This window comes from Streptomyces sp. NPDC026417, from assembly GCF_055567695.1.
In genome coordinates this window covers 342724-365022 of sequence record NZ_JBVHPY010000001.1, presented here as the reverse complement: position 1 = coordinate 365022, position 22299 = coordinate 342724, and the positions used below count along the sequence as shown (strand labels likewise).

General features: G+C 73.0%; 17 protein-coding genes and 3 tRNA genes. 9 read left to right on the top strand and 11 right to left on the bottom strand.

Annotation, left to right across the window (positions count from 1 at the left end; translation table 11 throughout):
- Window positions 1-40: 40 nt before the first annotated feature.
- The 3 genes from ACZ4NT_RS01525 to ACZ4NT_RS01515 all read right to left on the bottom strand — a co-directional run bounded on the left by ACZ4NT_RS01525 (window position 41) and on the right by ACZ4NT_RS01515 (window position 434).
- Window positions 41-117, bottom strand: a tRNA-Ile gene (locus ACZ4NT_RS01525).
- A 166-nt stretch (window positions 118-283) separates the two neighbouring features.
- Window positions 284-356 (bottom strand) — tRNA-Asn (locus ACZ4NT_RS01520).
- A gap of 5 nt (window positions 357-361) precedes the next feature.
- Window positions 362-434 (bottom strand) — tRNA-Asn (locus ACZ4NT_RS01515).
- Window positions 435-572: 138 nt separating this feature from the next.
- Between ACZ4NT_RS01515 and ACZ4NT_RS01510 the strand changes: the two genes are divergently transcribed.
- The 4 genes from ACZ4NT_RS01510 to ACZ4NT_RS01495 all read left to right on the top strand — a co-directional run bounded on the left by ACZ4NT_RS01510 (window position 573) and on the right by ACZ4NT_RS01495 (window position 6297).
- On the top strand, window positions 573-884 hold the full coding sequence (locus ACZ4NT_RS01510) for a YtxH domain-containing protein (protein WP_147464357.1): 312 nt from the start codon (window positions 573-575) through the stop codon (window positions 882-884).
- A 120-nt stretch (window positions 885-1004) separates the two neighbouring features.
- Window positions 1005-2459 (top strand): FGGY family carbohydrate kinase, encoded by a 1455-nt coding sequence (locus ACZ4NT_RS01505; RefSeq protein WP_467722631.1) that lies wholly within the window; start codon window positions 1005-1007, stop codon window positions 2457-2459.
- 176 nt (window positions 2460-2635) lie between these two features.
- Window positions 2636-4369: an ABC transporter ATP-binding protein gene (locus ACZ4NT_RS01500; protein WP_467722629.1), complete on the top strand. Its 1734-nt coding sequence runs from the start codon at window positions 2636-2638 to the stop codon at window positions 4367-4369.
- Complete coding sequence (locus ACZ4NT_RS01495) at window positions 4369-6297, top strand: ABC transporter ATP-binding protein (protein ID WP_121403189.1); 1929 nt, start codon at window positions 4369-4371, stop codon at window positions 6295-6297. Before ACZ4NT_RS01500 ends, ACZ4NT_RS01495 begins: the two co-directional genes overlap by 1 nt.
- A gap of 73 nt (window positions 6298-6370) precedes the next feature.
- On the opposite strand, the gene ACZ4NT_RS01490 is transcribed toward ACZ4NT_RS01495, so the two are convergent.
- From ACZ4NT_RS01490 to ACZ4NT_RS01470, 5 genes are all read right to left on the bottom strand, one after another.
- Window positions 6371-7696: a sigma-70 family RNA polymerase sigma factor gene (locus ACZ4NT_RS01490; RefSeq protein ID WP_121403188.1), complete on the bottom strand. Its 1326-nt coding sequence runs from the start codon at window positions 7694-7696 to the stop codon at window positions 6371-6373.
- A 201-nt stretch (window positions 7697-7897) separates the two neighbouring features.
- Window positions 7898-9796 (bottom strand): DNA primase, encoded by a 1899-nt coding sequence (dnaG, locus tag ACZ4NT_RS01485; protein WP_121403187.1) that lies wholly within the window; start codon window positions 9794-9796, stop codon window positions 7898-7900.
- 46 nt (window positions 9797-9842) lie between these two features.
- Window positions 9843-11108 carry an FAD-dependent oxidoreductase gene (locus ACZ4NT_RS01480; RefSeq protein ID WP_121403186.1) on the bottom strand — a complete coding sequence of 422 codons (1266 nt, stop codon included), beginning with the start codon at window positions 11106-11108 and terminating at the stop codon, window positions 9843-9845.
- A 93-nt stretch (window positions 11109-11201) separates the two neighbouring features.
- Window positions 11202-12584, bottom strand: coding sequence for a deoxyguanosinetriphosphate triphosphohydrolase (locus ACZ4NT_RS01475; protein ID WP_121403185.1), 1383 nt, complete (start codon window positions 12582-12584; stop codon window positions 11202-11204).
- 72 nt (window positions 12585-12656) lie between these two features.
- Complete coding sequence (locus tag ACZ4NT_RS01470) at window positions 12657-13556, bottom strand: sirohydrochlorin chelatase (RefSeq protein WP_121403184.1); 900 nt, start codon at window positions 13554-13556, stop codon at window positions 12657-12659.
- Window positions 13557-13778: 222 nt separating this feature from the next.
- Here ACZ4NT_RS01470 and ACZ4NT_RS01465 point away from each other — a divergent pair, with 222 nt between their 5' ends.
- A complete protein-coding gene (locus ACZ4NT_RS01465; RefSeq protein WP_183116941.1) occupies window positions 13779-14510 on the top strand; it encodes an ElyC/SanA/YdcF family protein in 732 nt (243 codons plus the stop codon).
- Between the two features lie 388 nt (window positions 14511-14898).
- Window positions 14899-17049 carry a molybdopterin oxidoreductase family protein gene (locus ACZ4NT_RS01460; RefSeq protein WP_467722624.1) on the top strand — a complete coding sequence of 717 codons (2151 nt, stop codon included), beginning with the start codon at window positions 14899-14901 and terminating at the stop codon, window positions 17047-17049.
- A gap of 22 nt (window positions 17050-17071) precedes the next feature.
- On the opposite strand, the gene ACZ4NT_RS01455 is transcribed toward ACZ4NT_RS01460, so the two are convergent.
- Together ACZ4NT_RS01455 and cutA are read right to left on the bottom strand one after the other, a co-directional pair.
- Entirely contained in the window at window positions 17072-17557 is a 486-nt protein-coding gene (locus ACZ4NT_RS01455) for a gamma-glutamylcyclotransferase family protein (protein WP_121403182.1), read from the bottom strand.
- Entirely contained in the window at window positions 17554-17886 is a 333-nt protein-coding gene (cutA, locus tag ACZ4NT_RS01450) for a divalent-cation tolerance protein CutA (RefSeq protein WP_121403181.1), read from the bottom strand. Before cutA ends, ACZ4NT_RS01455 begins: the two co-directional genes overlap by 4 nt.
- A 184-nt stretch (window positions 17887-18070) precedes the next feature.
- On the opposite strand from cutA, the gene ACZ4NT_RS01445 reads away from it, so the two are divergent.
- Window positions 18071-19723 carry a M4 family metallopeptidase gene (locus ACZ4NT_RS01445; RefSeq protein WP_121403180.1) on the top strand — a complete coding sequence of 551 codons (1653 nt, stop codon included), beginning with the start codon at window positions 18071-18073 and terminating at the stop codon, window positions 19721-19723.
- A 99-nt stretch (window positions 19724-19822) separates the two neighbouring features.
- Here ACZ4NT_RS01445 and ACZ4NT_RS01440 read toward each other — a convergent pair whose 3' ends face one another.
- Entirely contained in the window at window positions 19823-20407 is a 585-nt protein-coding gene (locus ACZ4NT_RS01440; RefSeq protein WP_467722883.1) for an NADPH-dependent FMN reductase, read from the bottom strand.
- A 542-nt stretch (window positions 20408-20949) separates the two neighbouring features.
- Between ACZ4NT_RS01440 and ACZ4NT_RS01435 the strand changes: the two genes are divergently transcribed.
- Together ACZ4NT_RS01435 and ACZ4NT_RS01430 are read left to right on the top strand one after the other, a co-directional pair.
- Window positions 20950-21465: a hypothetical protein gene (locus tag ACZ4NT_RS01435; protein WP_121403178.1), complete on the top strand. Its 516-nt coding sequence runs from the start codon at window positions 20950-20952 to the stop codon at window positions 21463-21465.
- Between the two features lie 193 nt (window positions 21466-21658).
- Window positions 21659-22282, top strand: a complete 624-nt coding sequence (locus ACZ4NT_RS01430; RefSeq protein ID WP_467722621.1) for a class F sortase — start codon at window positions 21659-21661, stop codon at window positions 22280-22282.
- Window positions 22283-22299: the final 17 nt, after the last annotated feature.

Sequence of the window (22299 nt, the reverse complement as noted above, 5' to 3'; positions counted from 1 at the left end):
GGACCTTCGCGAGACGAAACGTTCCTGCGGGAAGACGCCTTGGTGGGGCGGGTGGGACTCGAACCCACGGCCGACGGATTATGAGTCCGCTGCTCTAACCGGCTGAGCTACCGCCCCATTACGGCGCGTCGCGCACATGTGTGCGCGCCGTCTGCCGCAGCATAGCCGCTCATACGATCTCCTGCTTCGGATGGTCGGCTTCGCATGACCTTGAGGACTGCGGCGCGGTGCGCGCGGTTCCCCCGGACATGAAAAAGGACCCCTGAGGGGTCCTCTTCCACTGCTCTCCCGACTGGACTCGAACCAGTAACCTGCCGGTTAACAGCCGGCTGCTCTGCCAATTGAGCTACAGGAGACCGAGCTCCCCCGACTGGACTCGAACCAGTAACCTGCCGGTTAACAGCCGGCTGCTCTGCCAATTGAGCTACAGGGGAATGTCTCGTTGCATCGAACGCACCTACCTGGGTATTCGCCAGGGGGCGCGCGTTCGCTGCGACACATACATTAGCGCAAGCAGGGGGGTGCTCCGCCAATCGGTACTCCTCCGCGACCGATGCCGACGCAAGGAAAGGGTGGCTGCCATGCGCTACCGGCTCATGTTCATCACCGGACTGGCTCTGGGTTACGTGCTGGGCACGAGGGCCGGTCGTGAGCGCTACGAGCAGTTGAGGAAGAGCGCCCGTCAGGTGGCGCAGAACCCGGCGGTGCGCAACACCGCCGAGAGCGCCGCCCAGCAGGGGCGGCACTTCGCGGGCAAGGCGTACCACGCGGTCAGCGAGAAGGTGGGCGACCGCATGCCCGACTCCGTGGCGGACCGCGTGCGGTCCCTGCGGGAGCGGAACGCCGGCCCCGGTGAGGACGACTGGGGCACCACGAACACCTGAGGTCACAGACCGAGCGACCGCCGGCGGACACCTGTCCGCCGGCGGTCGGTCGTGCGGGCGGACATCCCGCCGGTGCGGGCCCGGCGCGGCCACCCCCCTGCGTACGGCAGAATTTCCGTCATGGGGATAGTCGCCGGGTTGGACAGTTCGCCCGATTTCACTCGTATCGTCGTCTGCGACACGGACACGGGTGCCGTACTCAGGCAGGGGTATGCCCCGCACCCGGTCGAGAGCGCGGAAGGCGGCGGCCGGCCCTCCGACGTCGACCCGCAGGCCTGGCTGCTGTCCCTGGGCGAGGCCGCGGGCGGCGGACTGCTCGAAGGCGTCCAGGCCATCGGCGTCTCCGCGCAGCAGAACGGGCTCGTCCCCCTGGACGCGCAGGGCAACACGGTGCGCCCGGCACTCGTCGGCGGCGACAAGCGGGCCCAGGTCGCGGCGGCGGACCTGATCGACGCGCTCGGCGGGCGCGAGGCGTGGGCGCAGGCCGTCGGGTGCGTGCCCCAGGCGGCGCAGCCGGTGACCAAGCTGCGCTGGCTGACCAGGTCGGAGCCGGAGGCCGCACTGCGCACCGGTGCCCTGCTGCAGGCCCACGACTGGCTCGTCTGGCAGCTCCTCGGTCGGCCGGCACGACGGACCACGGACCGGGGCGGCGCCTCGGGAACCGGCTACTGGTCCGCGGCGACCGGCTCCTACCGGCCCGACCTCGTCGAGCTGGCGCTCGGGCACCAGGCCCTGCTGCCCGAGGTGCTCGGGCCTTCGGACGCCGCGGGCACCACGCCGGAGGGACTGCTGATCTCCGCGGGGACCGGCGAGACCATGGCCGCGGCCTTCGGGCTGGGGATCGGGCTCGGGGACGCGGTGGTGTCGCTGGGCGCCTCCGGTTCCGTGATGGCCGTGCACCCCGAGGCGCTGGTCGACTCCTCCGGGATGATCACCTCGCTCGCGGACGCCACCGGCATGCATCTGCCGGTCGTCACCACGCTCAATGCCGTACGGGCGCTGCGCGGCGCGGCCGAACTCCTCGGCCTGCCGGACCTGGAGAGCCTGTCCGACCTCGCGATGAAGTCGACGCCCGGCGCGCACGGCCTGGTCCTGCTGCCGTACCTGGAGGGCGAGCGGACGCCGAGTCTGCCGTACACGGCGGGGACGCTGGCCGGCCTGCGGCGGGAGTCGATGAAGCCCGAGCACCTGGCGCGGGCCGCCTTCGAGGGCATGCTGTGCGGACTCGCGGACGCGCTGGACGTGCTGCGCGGACGGGGGGTCGACGTGCAGCGGGTGTTCCTGCTGGGCGCGGCCGCCGAGCTGCCGGCCGTGCAGGCCGCGGCCCCCTCGCTGTTCGGCGCACAGGTCGTGGTGCCGCAGCCGGCCGACTACGCGGCGCTCGGCGCGGCCCGGCAGGCGGCCTGGGCCCTCGGAGCCTCGCAGGGCACCCTCGACCCCCGGCTGCCCCCTGTCTGGCAGGGTGCCGTGGCGCAGGTGCTGGAGCCCGGCGAGGAGCTGGCCGTGGGACAGGCCGTACGCCAGCAGTACGTGTCGGTACGGGAACAGACGCATCCGGGGGCGTTCCGGGTGTAGCGCGAGCCGGCCGGGCGTAGGGCCCAAGACCGGGGCCGGCGGGGTCCGGACGGAGATTTCGTCCGACCTTGGACCGCTCTTGGGTCAATCGGTTGAGGTAACGCGGGTGGAGTGCCCGACGATAGGGGGTGGTGCATCACCCCATCCCTGTCGACGACGACTCCGAGAGACCCCGCGTGCTCATACGACTCCTACGGACCCACCTCGGTCCGTACCGCAAGCCCATCGCTCTGCTGGTGCTGCTGCAGTTCCTGCAGACCTGCGCCACGCTCTACCTCCCCACCCTCAACGCGGACATCATCGACAACGGTGTCGTGAAGGGCGACACGGGCTACATCCTCTCCTTCGGCGCGCTGATGATCGGGATCTCGCTGGCCCAGGTCGTCTGCAACATCGGCGCCGTGTACTTCGGCGCCCGGACCTCCTCGGCGGTCGGCCGGGACATCCGGGCCGCCGTCTTCGACCGGGTGCAGTCGTTCTCCGCGCGCGAGGTCGGCCACTTCGGTGCGCCGTCGCTGATCACCCGCACCACCAATGACGTCCAGCAGGTGCAGATGCTCACCCTGATGACGTTCACCCTGATGGCCTCGGCGCCGATCATGTGCGTGGGCGGCATCGTCCTCGCCCTCACCCTCGACGTGCCGCTGTCCGGCGTGCTGGTGGCGGTGGTGCCGGTGCTCGGCGTCTGCGTGACGCTCATCGTGCGGCGGCTGCGTCCGCTGTTCCGTGCCATGCAGGTGCGTCTGGACACGGTGAACCGGGTGCTGCGGGAGCAGATCACCGGCAACCGCGTGATCCGCGCCTTCGTCCGGGACGGCTACGAGAAGGACCGCTTCCGCCAGGCCAACGCCGATCTGACCGAGGTGTCGCTGGGCACCGGACGGCTGCTGGCCCTGATGTTCCCGATCGTGATGACCGTGGTGAACCTGTCCTCGATCGCCGTGGTCTGGTTCGGGGCGCACCGCATCGACAGCGGCGGCATGCAGATCGGCGACCTCACGGCGTTCCTCGCGTACCTGATGCAGATCGTGATGTCCGTGATGATGGCCACCTTCATGTTCATGATGGTGCCGCGCGCCGAGGTCTGCGCCGAGCGCATCCAGGACGTCCTGGAGACGGACAGCAGCGTCGTACCGCCGAAGGCTCCGGTCCTGGAGCTGCGGCGGCACGGGCACCTGGAGATCCGCGGCGCCGGGTTCCGCTACCCGGGCGCCGAGGAGCCGGTCCTCCGGTCGATCGACGTGGTGGCCAGGCCGGGCGAGGTGACCGCCGTGATCGGGTCCACCGGCAGCGGCAAGTCCACGCTGCTCGGGCTCGTGCCCCGGCTGTTCGACGCCACCGAGGGGCACGTCCTCGTCGACGGCGCGGACGTGCGGACCCTCGACCCGAGGCTGCTCGCGCGGACCGTCGGGCTCGTACCGCAGAAGCCTTACCTGTTCGCGGGCACCGTCGCCTCGAACCTGCGGTACGGCAATCCGGACGCGACGGACGCGGAGCTGTGGCACGCGCTGGAGGTGGCGCAGGCCAAGGGCTTCGTGGAGGGACTGGAGAACGGGCTGGACTCCCCTGTCGCGCAGGGCGGCACGAACGTCTCCGGTGGCCAGCGGCAGCGCCTCGCCATCGCGCGGACGCTGGTCCAGCGCCCGGAGATCTACCTCTTCGACGACTCCTTCTCGGCGCTCGACTACGCGACGGACGCCGCACTGCGGGCGGCCCTGGCCGAGGAGACGGCGGAGGCGACGGTGGTGATCGTCGCCCAGCGGGTGTCGACCATCCGGGACGCCGACCGGATCGTCGTCCTCGACGAGGGCCGGGTCGTGGGCACGGGCCGGCACCACGAGCTCATGGCGTCCAACGACACCTACCGGGAGATCGTGCTCTCCCAGCTCACGGAAGCGGAGGCTGCCTGATGGCCGGGCCGATGGGGCGGATGATGGCCGGGGGCGGCCCCGATCAGCGCTCGATGGATTTCAAGGGGTCCGGGAAACGGCTCCTCGGTCATTTCAGGCCGGAACGCGGCACGATGTACGCGATGCTCGTCGCGGTCGTGCTGAGCGTGGGCCTCTCGGTGGTCGGGCCGAAGATCCTCGGCCGGGCCACCGACCTGGTCTTCGCCGGCATCGTCGGACGGGAGCTGCCCGCGGGCGCCACCAAGGCCGAGGTGCTGGCGTCCATGCGCGAGCGCGGCGACGGCGGCATGGCCGACATGCTCTCGGGGACGGATTTCACGCCGGGCCAGGGCATCGACTTCGACGCGGTCGCCCGGGTGCTGGGGCTCGCGCTCGTGGTGTTCGTGCTGGCCGGACTGCTGATGGCGGTGGCCACGCGGCTGGTGAACCGGGCCGTCAACAAGACCGTGTACCGGCTGCGCGAGGACGTGCAGGCGAAGCTGTCGCGGCTGCCGCTGTCGTACTTCGACCAGCGGCAGCGCGGTGAGGTGCTCAGCCGGGCCACCAACGACATCGACAACATCGGGCAGACGCTGCAGCAGTCGATGGGCCAGCTCATCAACTCGCTGCTGACCATCGTCGGCGTGCTGGCGATGATGTTCTGGGTGTCTCCGCTGCTGGCGCTGGTCGCGCTGGTCACCGTTCCGCTGTCGTTCTTCGTGGCCACCCGCGTCGGCAAGCGCTCGCAGCCGCACTTCGTGCAGCAGTGGCGCACGACCGGCAAGCTCAACGCACACATCGAGGAGATGTACACCGGGCACACCCTGGTGAAGGTGTTCGGGCGGCAGGAGGAGTCGGCGGCGCAGTTCGCCGAGGAGAACGAGAAGCTGTACGAGGCCGGGTTCAAGGCACAGTTCAACAGCGGGATCATGCAGCCGCTGATGATGTTCGTGTCGAACCTGAACTACGTCCTGGTGGCGGTCGTCGGCGGCCTGCGGGTCGCGTCGGGGTCGCTGTCCATCGGCGACGTGCAGGCGTTCATCCAGTACTCGCGGCAGTTCTCGATGCCGCTGACGCAGGTCGCGTCGATGGCGAACCTGGTGCAGTCCGGGGTGGCGTCCGCCGAGCGGATCTTCGAGCTCCTCGACGCGGAGGAGCAGGGCGCCGACCCGCTGCCCGCCGAGCGGCCCGCGGAGGTGCGCGGTCGCGTGGCGCTGGAGAACGTGTCCTTCCGCTACGACCCGGACAAGCCGCTCATCGAGGACCTGTCGCTGAAGGTCGAGCCCGGTCACACGGTCGCGATCGTCGGGCCGACGGGAGCGGGCAAGACCACGCTCGTGAACCTCCTGATGCGGTTCTACGAGGTCACCGGCGGGCGGATCACGCTCGACGGGGTCGACATCGCGAGGATGTCCCGGGACGAGCTCCGGGCCGGGATCGGCATGGTGCTCCAGGACACCTGGCTGTTCGGCGGGACGATCGCGGAGAACATCGCGTACGGCGCCGCGCGGGACGTCACGCGCGGGGAGATCGAGGAGGCGGCACGGGCGGCCCACGCCGACCGCTTCGTCCGTACGCTGCCCGACGGGTACGACACCGTCATCGACGACGAGGGCTCCGGGGTGAGCGCGGGCGAGAAGCAGCTCATCACGATCGCCCGGGCGTTCCTCTCCGATCCCGTGATCCTCGTCCTGGACGAGGCGACGAGCTCCGTGGACACCCGGACCGAGGTCCTCATCCAGAAGGCGATGGCGAAGCTCGCGCACGGGCGGACGTCGTTCGTGATCGCGCACCGGCTCTCCACGATCCGGGACGCGGACACCATCCTGGTGATGGAGAACGGGTCCATCGTCGAGCAGGGGGCGCACACGGAGCTGCTCTCCGCGGGCGGCGCCTACGCGCGGCTCTACCAGGCGCAGTTCGCCCAGGCGGTCGCCGAGGTCGACTGACCCGCACACCTCCCGCGGCGCGGTCGGGGGCCTGATTCCCGGCCCCCGACCGCGCCGCGGGACCGGTTCCGCGTCAGTCCAGATAACCGCGCAGCTGGTCCGCGAAGGCGTGGTCCCGCAGCTTGTTGAGCGTCTTGGACTCGATCTGGCGGATGCGCTCCCGCGTGACGCCGAAGATGCGGCCTATCTCCTCGAGCGTGCGCGGTCGCCCGTCGGCCAGCCCGTACCGCAGCTGCACGACCTTGCGTTCCCGCTCACCGAGCGTGGACAGCACCGCCTCCAGGTGCTCGCGCAGCAGCAGGAACGCGGCGGACTCCACCGGGGACGCCGCGTCGCCGTCCTCGATGAGGTCGCCGAGGGCGACGTCGTCCTCCTCGCCCACCGGGGCGTGCAGGGAGACCGGTTCCTGGGCGAGCCGCAGGACTTCGCTGACCCGCTCGCCGGGGAGGTCGAGGTGGGCGGCCACCTCCTCGGGAGTCGGCTCGTAGCCCCGCTCCTGGAGCATGCGCCGCTGGACCCGGACGACCCGGTTGATCAGCTCGACCACGTGCACGGGCACCCGGATCGTGCGGGCCTGATCGGCCAGCGCCCGCGACATGGCCTGCCGGATCCACCAGGTCGCGTACGTCGAGAACTTGTAGCCGCGGGCGTAGTCGAACTTCTCGACGGCCCGGATCAGGCCGAGGTTCCCCTCCTGGACCAGGTCGAGCATGGTGAGCCCGCGGCCCACGTACCTCTTGGCGACGGAGACGACGAGCCGCAGGTTCGCCTCGATGAGGCGGCGCTTGGCCATCCGGCCCATGACGACCAGCCTGTCCAGGTCGAGGGCGAGCTGGCTGTCCAGATCGCAGGCGAGCCGCAGCTTCTCCTCGGCGAAGAGGCCGGCCTCGACCCGGCGGGCCAGCTCGACCTCCTCGGCCGCGGTGAGCAGGGGGATGCGGCCGATCTCGCGCAGGTACTGGCGGAACAGGTCCGAGGACGGGCCGCTGGTGTCGGCGCGGCTGCTGCGGGGTGGCGGGACGGGCTCGGACTCGGAGTCGACGGTCTCGATCCCGGGTGCCCCGGCCTCGGGCACCTCGACGGCGTCGGCGGCCGGGTCGTCCGCTTCGGGCGGGCCGGCCGGCTGCGTCTCGGGGTGGTGCGCGGCACGGCTCTGCGGGGGGACCGCCGCGGTGCCGCCGCTCTCCGCGTCCGTGACCGAGGTGTCGTCGGTCTGTGTGAGGGTCTGGGTCTGCACGGGGGCGACCTCCAGGAATGTCGCTGCTGAGGCATGCGGCAGCGGTACGTCGGGGATGGGGTCGACGGCCTCGCCGCTGTCCATCCCGTAGTCGTTTGGCGGAACCGCGGGGATGGGGGACCCGTCGCGTACGGGTCTGCCGCGCTCCGAGGACTCAGGCACCGGAACCCAGTGTGGAGTACGACACATCACCGCCACGAGGGGCGTGCGGTGACTTTTTGCGTCCGGTCCGTGACCGCATGGTTACCCTGCTGCACGAGTGCGCAGCCCGGCGGGTCCGAAACAGGTTGAAAGTCGTACGTGCCGGATGGTGGTGCCGGAGTGCGCCGGAGCGCCGGGCCGTCGGGCGCGCGGCCCAGGAGGTCAGAGCGCCGCGGCGCCCCGTTCGCGCAGCGCCTGCCCGTACTGCTGGAGCACCCACAACTCGTTCTGCACCGCGGCCAGCCGGGCCGGGTCGCCCTGGGCGCTCGCCCGCGCCAGCGAGCCCTGGACCTGCTGGATGCGCCGGTCCACGGCCCGCCTGCGGACCATGACGAGCTGGTCGCCCGCGTAGGCCTCGTCCACGGTCCTGCGCATGATGGCCTCCACGGCCAGCTCCGTGACCATGGCGCGCACCGTGTCGTCCGGGGCGGCGTCGCGGACCCGGACCAGGTACTCCTGCGGGTCCTGGACGCCGTACTCCGCGCCGCCCGCGTCCATGATCGCCTGGCGGACCGCCGCGTAGGGCGGGGCGGTGAACTCGTCGACGCCGTAGGCGTCGAAGGCCGGGGAGACCAACTCGGGCCGCTGGAGGGCGAGTTTCAGGAGCTCCCGTTCGGTGGCGAACACCGGGTTGCGGAGGGTGAGGGCGGGTCCGCCGGCCGCCGCCTGCGGGGCGTAGGTCTGCTGGGGGCGCTGCTGCTGGGGGGCCGGGCCCTTGCCGCCGCGGTCCCGGGCCCAACGGGCCAGCTGGGCGACCCGCTTGACGACGAACTGGGTGTCCAGGATGCCGAGCATGCCCGCGAGCTGGACTGCGACCTCGTGCTGGGCGCCGCTGTTCTTGATCCGGGCGACGACGGGTGCCGCCTCGTCCAGGGCGGCGGCGCGGCCGGCGGGGGTCTCCAGGTCGTAGCGCAGGACGATCTGGCGGAGGGCGAACTCGAACAGCGGCGTGCGGGGTTCGACGAGGTCGGCGACCGCCTCGTCCCCCTTGGCGAGCCGCAGGTCGCAGGGGTCCATGCCGTCGGGGGCGACCGCGATGTACGTCTCTGCGGCGAACTTCTGGTCGTCCTCGAAGGCGCGCAGGGCCGCCTTCTGGCCCGCGGCGTCGCCGTCGAAGGTGAAGATCACGCGGGCGGAGCCGTTGTCCATCAGGAGGCGGCGGAGGATCTTGATGTGGTCGGTGCCGAAGGCGGTGCCGCAGGTGGCGATGGCGGTGGTGATGCCGGCCAGGTGGCAGGCCATGACGTCCGTGTAGCCCTCGACCACGACCGCGCGGCTGGTCTTGGCGATCTCCTTCTTGGCGAGGTCGATGCCGTAGAGGACCTGCGACTTGCGGTAGATGGCGGTGTCGGGCGTGTTCAGGTACTTCGGGCCGTTGTCGGACTCGTAGAGCTTGCGGGCGCCGAAGCCGACGACGTCGCCGCCGATGTCGCGGATGGGCCACATCAGCCGGCCGCGGAAGCGGTCGATGGGGCCGCGGCGGCCGTCCTGGGAGAGACCGGAGAGGACGAGCTCCTTGTCGCTGAACCCCTTGCCGCGCAGATGGCGGGTGAGGTGGTCCCAGCCCTGGGGGCTGTAGCCGACGCCGAAGTGCTCGGCGGCGGCCTGGTCGAAGCCGCGCTCGGCGAGGAACTTCCGGCCGGCGTCCGCCTCGGGGGCGGTGTCGAGCTGCTCGACGTAGAACTGGGCGGCCGCCTTGTGCGCCTCGACCAGGCGGATGCGCTCGCCCCGCTGGTGGGAGGGGTTGTACCCGCCCTCCTCGTACCGCAGGGTGATGCCCGCCTGGCCGGCCAGGCGCTCGACGGCCTCCGAGAAGGTGAGGTGGTCGACCTTCATCACGAACGTGATGGTGTCGCCGCCTTCCTGGCAGCCGAAGCAGTGGAAGAGCCCCTTGCTGGGGCTGACCTGGAAGGACGGTGACTTCTCGTCGTGGAACGGGCAGAGGCCCTTCAGGTTGCCGCCGCCCGCGTTGCGCAGCTGGAGGTACTCGGACACCACGGCGTCGATCGAGACCGCGTCCCGAACAGCCTTCACGTCCTCGTCGTTGATCCGTCCTGCCACGCGTGAATTCTACGGGGACGGTGTGACAGCCGGGAGCCGCGGCAGGTCACGGTACGAGGCTCTCCAGGGGGACGTGCGGGTCGGCGAGCGCCTCGGTGTCCACCCGGGCCCGGGATCGGATCAGTGACTGGATCGGATCCGTGACATCCCACACGTTCACGTTCATCCCGGCCAGTACCCGCTCGTCCTTCACCCAGAAGGCCACGAACTGCCGCTTGCCCGCGTCGCCGCGGATCACCACCTGGTCGTACGTCCCCGGCGGCGCCCAGCCGGAGTACTCCAGCCCGACGTCGTACTGGTCGGAGAAGAAGTAGGGCACCCGGTCGTACGCCGTGTCGCGGCCCAGCATCGCGTGGGCGGCGGCGGGTCCGCCGTTGAGGGCGTTGGCCCAGTGCTCGACGCGCAGCCGGGCGTCGAAGAGCGTGTGGTGGAAGGAGGCCACGTCGCCGGCCGCGTAGATGTCGGGGTCGGAGGTGCGCAACCGCTCGTCGACCGCGATGCCGCCGCCGTGCGCGCGGTCGGCCAGGGTGAGGCCGGCCAGCTCGGCGAGGCCGGTGCGGGGGGCGGCCCCGATCGCGGCGAGCACGTCGTGCGCGGGGTGCTCCTCGCCGTCGTCGGTGCGGGCGGCGAGCACCATGCCGTCCTGTCCGACGATCTCGGTGAGCCGGGCGCCGAAGTGGAAGCGGACGCCGTGCTCGCGGTGCAGCTCGGCGAAGAGCTGGCCCAGCTCGGGGCCGAGGACGCCGTGCAGCGGGGTCGGCTCGGGTTCGACGACGGTGACCTCGGCGCCGTACTCGCGGGCTGCCGCCGCGACCTCCAGACCGATCCAGCCGGCGCCCGCGATGACGATGTGCCCGTTGTCGCGGCCGAGAGCGGCCAGGACGCCCCTGAGGCGCTCGGCGTGGGCGAGGCGGCGCAGGTGGTGGACGCCCGCCAGATCGGTCCCCGGGATGTCCAGCCGGCGCGGCTCCGCGCCGGTGGCGATCAGCAGCTTGTCGTAGTGCACGAGCGTGCCGTCGTCGCCGAAGCGGACCGTTTTCGCGATCCGGTCGATGGCGTCGACGGTCTGGCCGAGGTGCAGCTCGATGTCGTTCTGCGCGTACCAGCCGGGCTCGTGGACGAAGACGCTGTCGCGCTCCTCCTTGCCGAGCAGGTAGCCCTTGGACAGGGGCGGCCGCTCGTAGGGGTGGTCGCGCTCGTCACAGATCAGTATCACCCGGCCGGTGAACCCCTCCGCGCGGAGCGTCTCGGCCGCCTTCGCGCCGGCCAGACCTCCTCCGACGATGACGAATGTCTGATCCGCGTCGACCACTTGATGCCTCCTCGTAAGGATGTCGCCACATGCGAGCGTCCCGCACGCGGCGTGGTGCGGGAAGAGGGAGTGGCCCGATCAGGCCACGCAGGGTCACCCCATGCCGCTGCCGCCGGGGCGGGTGGTGAGCCTGTGGTGCAGGGAGCGTGCCGAGGCGTCCGTGAGCGAAGCGATCTGGTCGACGATCACCCGCTTGCGGGCCCGGTCGTCCGGGGCCTCGTCGAACTGGGCGCGGAACTGCGGTTCCAGGCCGTCGGGGGCGCGGGCGGTGAGCGCCTCCGCCAGTTCGGCGACGACCACCCGCTGGTCGGCGCGGAGCAGCTCCTGCTCGGCGCGCTGCATGACGTACCGGTCGGCGACGGCCTTGAGGACGGCGCACTCCAGGCGCGTCTCGCGGGGGACCACGAGCTCGGCCGCGTACCGGGTGAGCCGGCCGGAGCCGTACGCCGCGCGCGTGGCGGCCTCGGCGGCGAGGCAGAACCGGCCGATGAGCTGGCTGGTGGCGTCCTTCAGCCTGGCCTGGGCGACGGCCGAGCCGTCGTACCCGTGCGGCCACCACTCCTGGTCCAGGAGGCGGTCGAGGGCCGCGGCGAGCTCGGCGGGGTCGGTGCCGGCGGGCACGTACCGCCCGACGGCGACGGCGAACACCGCCTCCCGTTCCGGTTCGGCGTGCAGGCAGTTGGGGTCGAGGTGGCCGGCGTGCAGCCCGTCCTCGACGTCGTGCACCGAGTACGCCACGTCGTCCGACCAGTCCATGACCTGGGCCTCGAAGCAGGTCCGGGTGCCGGGGGCGCCCTTGCGGACCCAGTCGAAGACCGGCCGGTCGTCCTCGTAGACCCCGAACTTGGCGGACTCGGGGTCGGTCGGGTGGCCGCCGCGGGACCAGGGGTACTTGGTGGCGGCGTCCAGGGCGGCGCGGGTGAGGTTGAGACCGACGCTGACCAGCTCGCCGCTGTGCTCGCTGCGGACGAAGCGCTTCGGCTCGATCCGGGTGAGCAGCCGCAGCGACTGCGCGTTGCCCTCGAAACCGCCGCAGTCCTCCGCGAACTCGTTCAGCGCCTGTTCGCCGTTGTGCCCGAAGGGCGGGTGGCCCAGGTCGTGCGAGAGGCAGGCCGCCTCGACCAGGTCGGGGTCGCAGCCCAGGGCGGCGCCCAGCTCGCGGCCGACCTGGGCGCATTCCAGGGAGTGCGTCAGCCGGGTGCGGGGGCTGGCGTCCCAGGCATGGGTACGGGTGCCGGGCGTGACGACCTGGGTCTTGCCCGCGAGCCGGCGCAGCGCCGCGGAGTGCAGCACGCGGGCGCGGTCGCGCTGGAAGGCGGTGCGGCCGGGACGCTTGTCGGGCTCGACCGCGAACCGCTCGACGGCCCGCTCGTCGTACTCCCCGCGGCCGGTGTGGGCTTCGGGGGCCCGGCGGGGGATGCCGCCGGTCTCGGACGAGGTCGTCCCGGGCGAGGTCTTCGATGCGGTGCCTTCCATGCCCCGACAGTAGACGCAGGCGCTGACGATCGGGACGCGGCGGGCGGCCGCGCGGGAGGTGCGGCCGTCGGATCAGGCCGAGGCCAGGGTGCGCTCGGACGCCGAACCGGGGGTGGCGACGGCCTGGTCGTAGCGGTGCAGGACGAGGCGGGCCATCGCCGGGTGGGCGCCGAGCGGGGCGGCGGCGATCCAGGGTGCGGCCGCGGCGCACTCGGTGGCGAAGCGGCCGGGCGCGGTGAAGTAGGAGGCGACGGCGACCCGGTGGCGGCCCCGGGCGGCGAGGGCGCGTACCGCGGCGGGCACGGTGGGGGTGGCGGCGGAGGCGTACGCGGGGAGCACCGGGACGCCGAGCCGCTCGGCCAGCAGCCGGGCGGTGCGGCGGGTGTCGACGGCCGCGTCGGGGTCGCGGGAGCCGGCCGCGGCGAGCACGACACCGCCGGTGCGGCGGGTGGCCTCGCTCGTCCGCCACCCCGCCTCGACGAGCCGTGCGTACAGCGTCTCGACGAGCAGCGGGTGCGGGCCGAGCGGCGCGGCGACGCGGGTGGCCAGCTCGGGGACGGCGGCCGCGGCCTCGGGGATGTCCTGCTTGACGTGGTAGCCGCGGCTCAGGAGCAGCGGTACGAGGACGGCCTCGCCCGTGTCCACGGACGCGAGGGTGTCGGGCAGCAGCGGCTCGTTCAGCTCGATGTGGCCGAGGCGCACCGCCAGGTGGGGGCGCAGCTCGCGGATCCGCTCGGCCAGCGCCTGGACGGTCGCGAGGGCCCGCGGGTCGCGGCTGCCGTGGGCCACCATGACGAGCGCGGGGGGCGCCGGGCGGCGGACGCCGTTGCGGGAGACGAGGCTGAGCTGGCTGCCGAGCTGGCTGGTGATCCGGTTCATGAGCTGCGCCGTACTGTCGAGGTGGACGCCGCGGAGCGGTCGGCCGCCGGGGCGGGTCTGGGACTCGTCGCGAGGAGGTTTCGACGCCGTCATGGACCGATCCTGGCGGCAGGAGATTGCCGTGCCGTTGCGCCGGCGTCACGGGTGTTTTCCGGCGGTTCACCGTGGGATCCGGGGGCGTGTGAGGGGTGGGTGCGCCGCTCCCGCCCGCGGTCCGGCCGGCGGAGTGAGTCCGGTCACGGTCCCTCGATGAACCGTACTCCCCTGCCCGGCGTCTGTCTGTCGAGTGCCGACGTCACCTGGGGGACACCGATCATGCGCCTGCCGCGCCCGAGCCTGCACAGACCGTCGCTGCGGCTGCCGAGGCCGCGGCTGCGCCGGCCGTCCCTGCCGCGCACCCGCACGGGGCAGCGGCGGGCCGTGCAGGCCGTGATGCTGCTGTGCGTGCTGGCGCTGCTGCCCGCGACCTGGATGTACGTGACGACGGACGACCGGCTGCGGACGACCGCCGACGTGCCGCGGACCGGGGTGGCGGTGGTGTTCGGGGCGGGGCTGTGGGACGGCGAGCCGTCGCCGTACCTCGCACACCGCCTGGACGCGGCGGCGAAGCTGTACCGGGCGGGCCGGGTGGAGGTCGTGCTCGTCACCGGCGACAACAGCCGCGAGGACTACGACGAGCCCGACGCGATGCGGGCCTACCTCACCGAGCGGGGGGTGCCCGACGGGCGCATCGTCAGCGACTACGCCGGATTCGACACCTGGGACTCGTGCGTGCGGGCGAGGAAGATCTTCGGGGTCGACCGGGCCGTGCTCATCAGTCAGGGCTTCCACATCCGGCGGGCGGTCGCGCTGTGCGAGGCGGCGGGGGTCCGGTCGTACGGCGTCGGGGTCGACGCCAAGCACGACGTCACCTGGTACTACGGGGGTGCGCGCGAGGTCCTCGCGGCGGGCAAGGCCGCGCTGGACGCGGCGTTCGAACCCGATCCCCGGTTCCTGGGCCCCCGCGAACCGGGAGTGGACCGGGCGCTGCGAACACCGTCCCGGTGACTCCGCGCGACTCTCTCCCCCCGGGGCTCCCCGGCCGATGCTCCTCCCCGACTCCCACGGGGCTCCGCCCCGGACCCCGCTCCTCGAACGCCGGAGAGGCTGGACCTTCCCCGGCGCCGCCACTTCAGGCGACCAACGCCACCAGCCCCACCCTCGGCGCGAAGAATTCCTGCCCGTCCGGCGCGCACGGACGAACGCTCGGCGCGACGAATTCCAGCCCGCCCGGCGATTGAGGGCGAGCGCGCAGCGCTGCCGGGGGGCCGGGGGCTCGCCCCCGGGTCGGGACGGCGCCCCTCACGGCGACGTCCACCCCACCGGGAGGTCCCCGTGCCGGGGGCGTAACGGGGTGCGCCCCGGTGTGTAACACGGCCGACGCACGCTGGGTGGCATGCAGATCTCCGCGACGCCCACCCACTGCCCGTACTGCGCCCTGCAGTGCGGGATGAATCTGACGCCCACGTCCGACGGTGGCGTCGATCTGACGGAGCGCGCGGACTTCCCGGTGAACCGGGGCGCCCTGTGCGGCAAGGGCCGTACGGCACCGGCCCTGCTGTCCTCGCGGGTGCGGCTGACCTCCCCGCTGGTCCGCAGGGACGGCGTCCTGGAACCCGCCGGCTGGGACGAGGCCCTCGACCGGATCGCCGGGGAGCTGTCCCGCACGCGGACGGAGCATGGCCCGGACGCGTGCGGGGTCTTCGGCGGGGGCGGTCTGACGAACGAGAAGGCCTACGCGCTCGGCAAGTTCGCCCGCGTCGTCCTCGGCACCTCGCAGATCGACTACAACGGGCGCTTCTGCATGTCGTCCGCGGCGGCGGGCGGACTCCAGGCGTTCGGCCTGGACCGGGGACTGCCGTTCCCGCTGGAGGACATCCCGCGGACCGGCTGTGTGATCCTCGTCGGTTCGAACCTCGCCGAGACGATGCCGCCCGCGCTGCGCTACCTCACGGAGCTGAAGGAGAACGGCGGCACGCTGATCGTGATCGACCCGCGCCGGACGCGCACGGCGGAGCAGGCGGATCTGCACCTCGCGCCGCGCCCGGGCACCGATCTGGCGCTGGCCCTCGGTCTGCTGCACCTGGTGGTGGCCGAGGGGCGCACGGACGAGGCGTACATCCAGGACCGCACGAGCGGCTGGGAGGAGACGCGGGCCGCGGCGATGGCGCACTGGCCGGAGTACGTGGAACGGATCACGGGGGTGTCCGTTCCTCAACTCCGCGAGACGGTGCGGCTGTTCTGCGAGCCCGCGTCGGCGATGGTGCTCACCGCCCGCGGGCCCGAGCAGCAGTCCAAGGGCACCGACACCGTGAGCGCCTGGATCAACCTCTGCCTGGCGACCGGCCGTGCGGGGCGCCCGCTGTCCGGCTACGGCTGCCTCACCGGGCAGGGCAACGGGCAGGGCGGGCGTGAACACGGCCAGAAGGCGGACCAGTTGCCCGGCTACCGGAAGCTGACGGATCCGGCGGCCCGGCGGCACGTGGCGGAGGTGTGGGGCGTGGACCCGGACTCGCTGCCCGGGCCCGGGCGCAGCGCGTACGAGCTGCTCGACGCGCTGGGGACCGACATCCACGCGCTGCTGCTGATGGGCTCCAACCCGGTGGTGTCCGCGCCGCGCGCCGCGCACATCGAGGGACGGCTGAGGTCGCTGCGGTTCCTGGCGGTCGCGGACGTCGTCCTGTCCGAGACGGCCGCGCTGGCCGACGTGGTGCTGCCGGTCACCCAGTGGGCGGAGGAGTCGGGCACGACGACGAACCTGGAGGGCCGGGTCCTGCTGCGCCGCCGGGCCCTCCCGCCTCCCGACGGGGTGCGCAGCGACCTCGACGTCCTGAACGGACTGGCCGACCGGCTGGGCGTCGAGAAGGGCTTCCCGACGGACCCGGAGGAGGTCTTCGAGGAGCTGCGCCGGGCGAGCGCGGGCGGTCCCGCGGACTACTCGGGGATCACCTACCGCCGGCTGGCCGAGGAGAACGGGGTGTTCTGGCCCTGTCCGGCGCCGGAGACCGTCGGGGACGGTGAGGACGCGGGGTTCGACACCCCGCCGGACGACCCGGCCGGGGAGTCCGCGGGCGGGGTCCACCCCGGCACGCCGCGCCTCTTCCTCGACCGGTTCGCGACCGAGGACGGGCGGGCGCGGTTCGTCCCGGTGTCGCACCGGGCGATCGCCGAGGAACCGGACGCCGAGTACCCGGTGCTGCTCACCACCGGGCGGGTGGTCGCGCAGTACCAGTCGGGCGCCCAGACCCGGCGGGTCGACGAGCTCAACGCCGCCGCGCCCGGGCCGTTCGTGGAGATGCATCCGCGGCTCGCCGAGCGGCTCGGGGCGGCGGACGGGGACCCGGTGGCGGTCGTGTCCCGGCGGGGACGGGCCGTCGCGCCGGCCCGCGTGACCACCTCCATCCGCCCCGACACCGTCTTCATGCCCTTCCACTGGGCCGGCGAGGGCCGCGCCAACACCCTCACCAACCCGGCTCTGGACCCGACCTCGCGCATGCCGGAGTTCAAGGCGTGCGCGGTACGGCTGGAGGCCCTCGACCAGGCCTGAGCCGGCCTCATATCGCCCACGCCTACGGGCCCTCCGGGGCCGGGAGACGACCGGGCCCGGCGGCCCGGGTGCGGCCAGGCGGCGGGTGGCGGGTGTGCCAGTCGCCGCCCTCGACCAGGCTGCCGCGGGCCCGCAGCCGGGCGGCGACCGCGGGCGCGGCCACGTACACCCAGGCCCGCACCGGCGTCCCGTCCGCCCTCGCCACGTCCCGTGCGACGCGCTCGTACAGGTTGCGGGGGTCGCCGGGGGTGTAGGCGTACTCCTCGAGCCGGTCGAGTTCCAGGAGCAGCGCCCCGTACGCCTCGGGCCGCGCGGTGACCAGTTCGCCGCTCACCGAGCCGCCCGGTGCCGGGACCGCGTACGGATAGCCGGGCCCGTCGTACAGCGCCGCCCCCCGCATCCGGGCGGGTTCCTCGGAGCGGGTGCGGCCGCGCAGGAAGCGGTCGTGGTTACGGCCGCCGGGGCGCAGGGTGCCGTAGACGAAGAAGGGCAGCCGCGTCCCGGTCACGCGTCCGTCCCCGTCTCCTGCTCGACCCAGCGCAGGTAGTCCGCGCTCCCCCGCACGACGGGCGTGGCGATGATCTCGGGGGTGTCGTAGTCGTGCGCCTCGCGCAGATACGCCTCCAGCGCGTCGTACCGGGCGCCCGTCGTCTTCAGGAGCAGCTGCCACTCGGTGGCCGTCTCCACGGCGCCTTCCCAGCGGTAGACGGAGGTCACCGGGCCGGAGATCTGCGCACAGGCCGCGAGCCGGGCCCGCACCGCCCCCGCAGCGAGCGACTGCGCCTTCTCCGCGGCGTCGGTCGTGGTCAGGACGGTCAGCCAGTCGGCCGTGGCCATGATCGCTCTCCTCGTTCGAGCCCTCGCGCAAGCCTTCGCAGAAACGATTCTCGCTCCACACACACCCACACACATCCCCCTGTCGACGCTATGGACATGACATGTCATGGCCCCTTAAATCTGAGGGCACTCAGCGCCACCCCCCACGCGCCTTCGCGCGCCCCCACGCGCCTCAAGGAGACAGATGAGTCGGATACGGCACGCCCGAGGTTCCCGTCTCGCCGGCCTCGGCATCGCCGCGGCCACCACCGGCCTGCTGGCCACCGCGGTGACCCCGGCCGCCGACGCCGCCGACGCGGGCGACCGGCCGGACCGGGCCACCGCGATCGGCAACGCGGCCTCGGCCCTGCTGGACGAGGCGGCACGGCTCGGGCTGACCTCCGCCCAGGGCACCACGGTCCGGGACGTCGTCGTCGACGCGGACGGCGACCAGCATGTGCGCTACGACCGCACATACCGCGAACTCCCGGTCCTGGGCGGCGACTTCGTGGTCCACCTGGCCCCGGACGGCGCCTACCGGGGCGCCGACCGCGCCACCACGCGCGCCATCTCCCTGCCCGGCGTCACGCCGAAGCTCTCCGCGCCCCGGGCCGCCGACCTCGCCACCGCCGCACTGCGCGCCGCACACGTGGGCGAGACCCTCAGGAAGGTGACGGCCAAGCCGCGGCTGGTCGTCGACGCCCTGCACGGGACTCCCCGGCTGGCCTGGCGCACCGACGTGGTGGGCCAGGACTCGCTCGGCAACCCGGTCGCCCGCACGGTACTGACCGACGCCCGCACCGGGGGCCGGATCGACGCGTGGGACAGCATCGAGACGGCGACCGGCGACGGACAGTCGCTCTACGGCGGGACGGTCCCGCTGGAGACCACGGCGTCCGGGTCCGCGTACCAGCTGAAGGACCCGACGCGCGGGAACACGTACACCGGTGACGCCGCCAACAAGACGGACCTGTGCATCCTCGGGATCTGTTTCAGCCGGGCGCCCGCGACGCTCTTCACCGACGCCGACAACCACTGGGGCACCGGCACCACGGCGGACCGCGCGACGGTCGCCGTCGACGCGCAGTACGGCACGGACGAGACCTGGGACTACTACAAGGGCGTCCACGGCCGCAGCGGCATCGCGGGGGACGGCAAGGGCTCGTACAACCGGGTGCACTACGGCAACAAGTACAACAACGCCTTCTGGGACGACAGTTGCTTCTGCATGACGTACGGCGACGGCGACGGGACGACCTTCGGCCCGCTCGTGTCCCTCGACGTCGCGGGGCACGAGATGTCGCACGGCGTGACGTCGAAGACCGCGAAACTGGCGTACTCCGGTGAGTCCGGCGGCCTCAACGAGGCGACTTCCGACATCTTCGGCACACTGGTGGAGTTCCACGCCGGCAACACCTCCGACCCCGGTGACTGGCTGATCGGCGAGGAGGTCGTCCGCCCCGGCTTCGGCAAGCCGGCCCTGCGCTACATGGACCAGCCCTCCAAGGACGGCAAGTCCGCGGACTGCTGGAGCTCCTCGGTGGGCGACCTCGACGTCCACTACTCGTCCGGGATCGCCAACCACTTCGCCTACCTGCTCGCCGAGGGCAGCGGGGCCAAGGTGATCGGCGGGGTCCAGCACAACGGCACCACGTGCAACGGCGCGTCCCTGGAGGGCATCGGCCGGGAGAAGCTCGGCGCCATCTGGTACCGCGCCCTCACCGTCCACATGACGTCCTCGACGAACTACGCCGGGGCGCGGACGGCGACGCTGAACGCGGCGAAGGACCTGTACGGCGCGGGCAGCGCGGAGTACAACGCGGTGGCGGCCGCCTGGAGCGCCGTGGCCGTGGGCTGAGCCCGCGGTGAGCGATGGGCGGCCGTCCCGCGCCGGGACGGCCGCCCGCCCTACGGCACCGGCCGGTGACCGCGCCCCCCGTGCACACCGCTCGTGCGGTCAACCCCCGTACGGACGACGCTCCTTGGCCTCGCGCAGCGCCCGCGCCCACCACACCAGCCGGTCGAGCATCAGCTGCGCCGCGGCGGCCGGGGGGCCGGGGTCGTGGAGACGGCCGTCGGCGTCGAACGCCGCACTCGCCTGGTGGAAGGACACCGTGTCGCGGACCGTCACGGCGTGCAGTTCGGCGAAGACCTGGCGCAGGTGCTCGCTCGCGCGCAGGCCGCCGGACAGCCCTCCGTAGGAGACGAGGGCGACGGGCTTGGCGCGCCACTGCGTGTAGTGCCAGTCGACGAGGTTCTTCAGGCCCGCGGGGAAGCTGTGGTTGTACTCGGGGGTCAGGACGACGTAGGCGTCGGCGGCGTCGAGCGCCGCGGAGACCCGGGCGAGTTCCGCGGCCACCTCGGCGGACGGCGCGTGGGTCAGCGTGGTGGGCAGGGCGACCTCGGCGACGTCGACGACCTCCGGGAGCAGGTCGTCGCGTTCACGGACGCGGCCGAGCAGCCACTCGGCGACGACGGGCCCGAACCGGCCCTCACGATTGCTGCCGACGACCACGGCGACGCGCACCGGTGTGTCGGGCAGGCGGTCGCCGGCCGGCCCCTCGGCGGGCGCCGGGGCGACGGCGGGCTCCGCGGGGGCGGCGAGGGCCGGTTCGGCAAAGGGGCCGGGGCGGCGGGGGCGGCGGCCGGCGGTCCGGCGAGCGCCGGTTCGCCCACGGGTCCGGCGGGGGCGGCGAGGGTCGGTTCGGCCGGGGTGGCGACGGCGGGGTCGGCGGTCCGGGCGTCCGCGGGTGTGGCTGTGTCGGTCTTCATGGGCACAGCCTGATACCTCAAGCTTCCTTGAGGTCAAGCGTTCGCCGCCGCGACCCGGTCACCCGTTCACACCCGCGCTCCGCGCCCTTCGGGTTCTTTTCGGCGGCGGCTCGGCGCCACGCCGGTGACCTGCTGGAACGCCACCGGACCGGCGTGCCCGGCACGCCGTCTGACACCCGTTCACCTCAATTCTGACGTTCCATCAGGGAGCGGACCGCGCCCGGTGCCACTTACCTCGGTAGGGCAGGGGTGCGACCGACGCAGCGGCACATGGGGGTGCCGCGGGCCGCGCCCCCTCGGAGGAGCAACACGATGCGCCCAACCCGTCTGCTGACCGGTACCGCGCTCGCCGTCGCCGCCGCGGGCCTCGCCGCCGCGCCCGCGTACGGCGGGGACACCGGCACCCTGGAGGTGTACCCGGCCACCGTCGCCCCCGGCGCCGACGTCTCGGTGAACACGGCGGCCTGCGGCGCGGACGGCACGGCGACGGGCGACGCCAGCGCGGTGGGCGCGGGCACGTTCGCACTGGCCCCCGGCACGCACGGGCGGGACGCGATCGGCCGCTTCCACGTGCCGGCGAGCGCGCAGCCCGGCACGTACGAGATCGTCGCGAAGTGCTCCGGCGGCCGGCGGGTGGCGGGTGACCTGGTGGTCACGGTGACCTCCACCGAGGAGCGGGTGCACCCGCGAGGAAGCGTCAAGACGGGGGTCGGCGGCGCACTCGGCCCCGACCCCGTGCAGACCGCGGCGGGAGTGGCGGCGCTGGCCGTCGCCGCCGCGGGCGGTACCTGGCTCCTGCATCGCCGGGCGAGAGGCGACGGGTTCTGACGGACACCCTCCGCTGTCCGTCCACAGGTACCGCCGTCCTCCCCCTCCGGGTCCGACGCCCCTCGCGGCCCGGAGGGGGCGGCGGACCCGGCCGGCTCCACGGGCGCGGGCTCCCGCGTCACCGGGAAGAGACGCGGCCCCGCGGCCCCGAGGTGAAGGCGCGGGACCCGTGGCACCGAGACTGGAGGCTCACGTGCGCAGACTGAGCAACCTCGCCATATCCGCCGTCACCGTGGCCGCGCTCTGCTCCGGCGCGTGGCTGCTGCGCAGCGGGGCCGAACGGCACGCGCCGCCGCAGCCCTCGGCCGCGCAGGCCTCCACGCCCGGCACCGGTGAGCGGCAGTCCGCGGCACCGGCGCTGCCACCCTCCCCGCCCGACCGCATCCGCATCCCCGCCATCGACGTGGACGCCCCCCTGATGGGGCTCGGCCTCACCCCGCAGGGCAGCCTGGACGTCCCGCCGGCCGCCAAGAAGAACCTCGCCGGCTGGTACGAGGCCGGCACCACGCCGGGCGAGACGGGCACCGCCATCGTCGCCGGTCACGTCGACAACACCGAGGGTCCCGCGGTCTTCTACGACCTCGGCGGCCTGGCGAAGGGCAGCTCGGTCGAGGTGGCGCGCCGGGACGGGTCGGTCGCCCTCTTCACCGTGGACGCGGTCGAGGTCTACGACGCCCGCGACTTCCCCGACGAGAAGGTGTACGGCGCCGCGCGGCGGCCCGAGCTGCGCGTCATCACGTGCGGCGGCGGTTACTCGGAGGCGACCGGCTACCAGGGCAACGTCGTCGTCTTCGCCCATCTGACCGGGAGCCGGTGAGCGCGTGCGCGGGGCGT

What these genes read in the sequence shown, in the direction of transcription:
- ACZ4NT_RS01505 (WP_467722631.1), top strand. Translation starts at nt 1,005, where the DNA reads ATGGGGATAGTCGCCGGGTTGGACAGTTCGCCCGATTTCACTCGTATC.
- ACZ4NT_RS01495 (WP_121403189.1), top strand. Translation starts at nt 4,369, where the DNA reads ATGGCCGGGCCGATGGGGCGGATGATGGCCGGGGGCGGCCCCGATCAG.
- ACZ4NT_RS01475 (WP_121403185.1), bottom strand. Translation starts at nt 12,584, where the DNA reads ATGGAAGGCACCGCATCGAAGACCTCGCCCGGGACGACCTCGTCCGAG.
- ACZ4NT_RS01470 (WP_121403184.1), bottom strand. Translation starts at nt 13,556, where the DNA reads ATGACGGCGTCGAAACCTCCTCGCGACGAGTCCCAGACCCGCCCCGGC.
- ACZ4NT_RS01465 (WP_183116941.1), top strand. Translation starts at nt 13,779, where the DNA reads ATGCGCCTGCCGCGCCCGAGCCTGCACAGACCGTCGCTGCGGCTGCCG.
- ACZ4NT_RS01460 (WP_467722624.1), top strand. Translation starts at nt 14,899, where the DNA reads ATGCAGATCTCCGCGACGCCCACCCACTGCCCGTACTGCGCCCTGCAG.
- cutA (WP_121403181.1), bottom strand. Translation starts at nt 17,886, where the DNA reads ATGGCCACGGCCGACTGGCTGACCGTCCTGACCACGACCGACGCCGCG.
- ACZ4NT_RS01445 (WP_121403180.1), top strand. Translation starts at nt 18,071, where the DNA reads ATGAGTCGGATACGGCACGCCCGAGGTTCCCGTCTCGCCGGCCTCGGC.
- ACZ4NT_RS01435 (WP_121403178.1), top strand. Translation starts at nt 20,950, where the DNA reads ATGCGCCCAACCCGTCTGCTGACCGGTACCGCGCTCGCCGTCGCCGCC.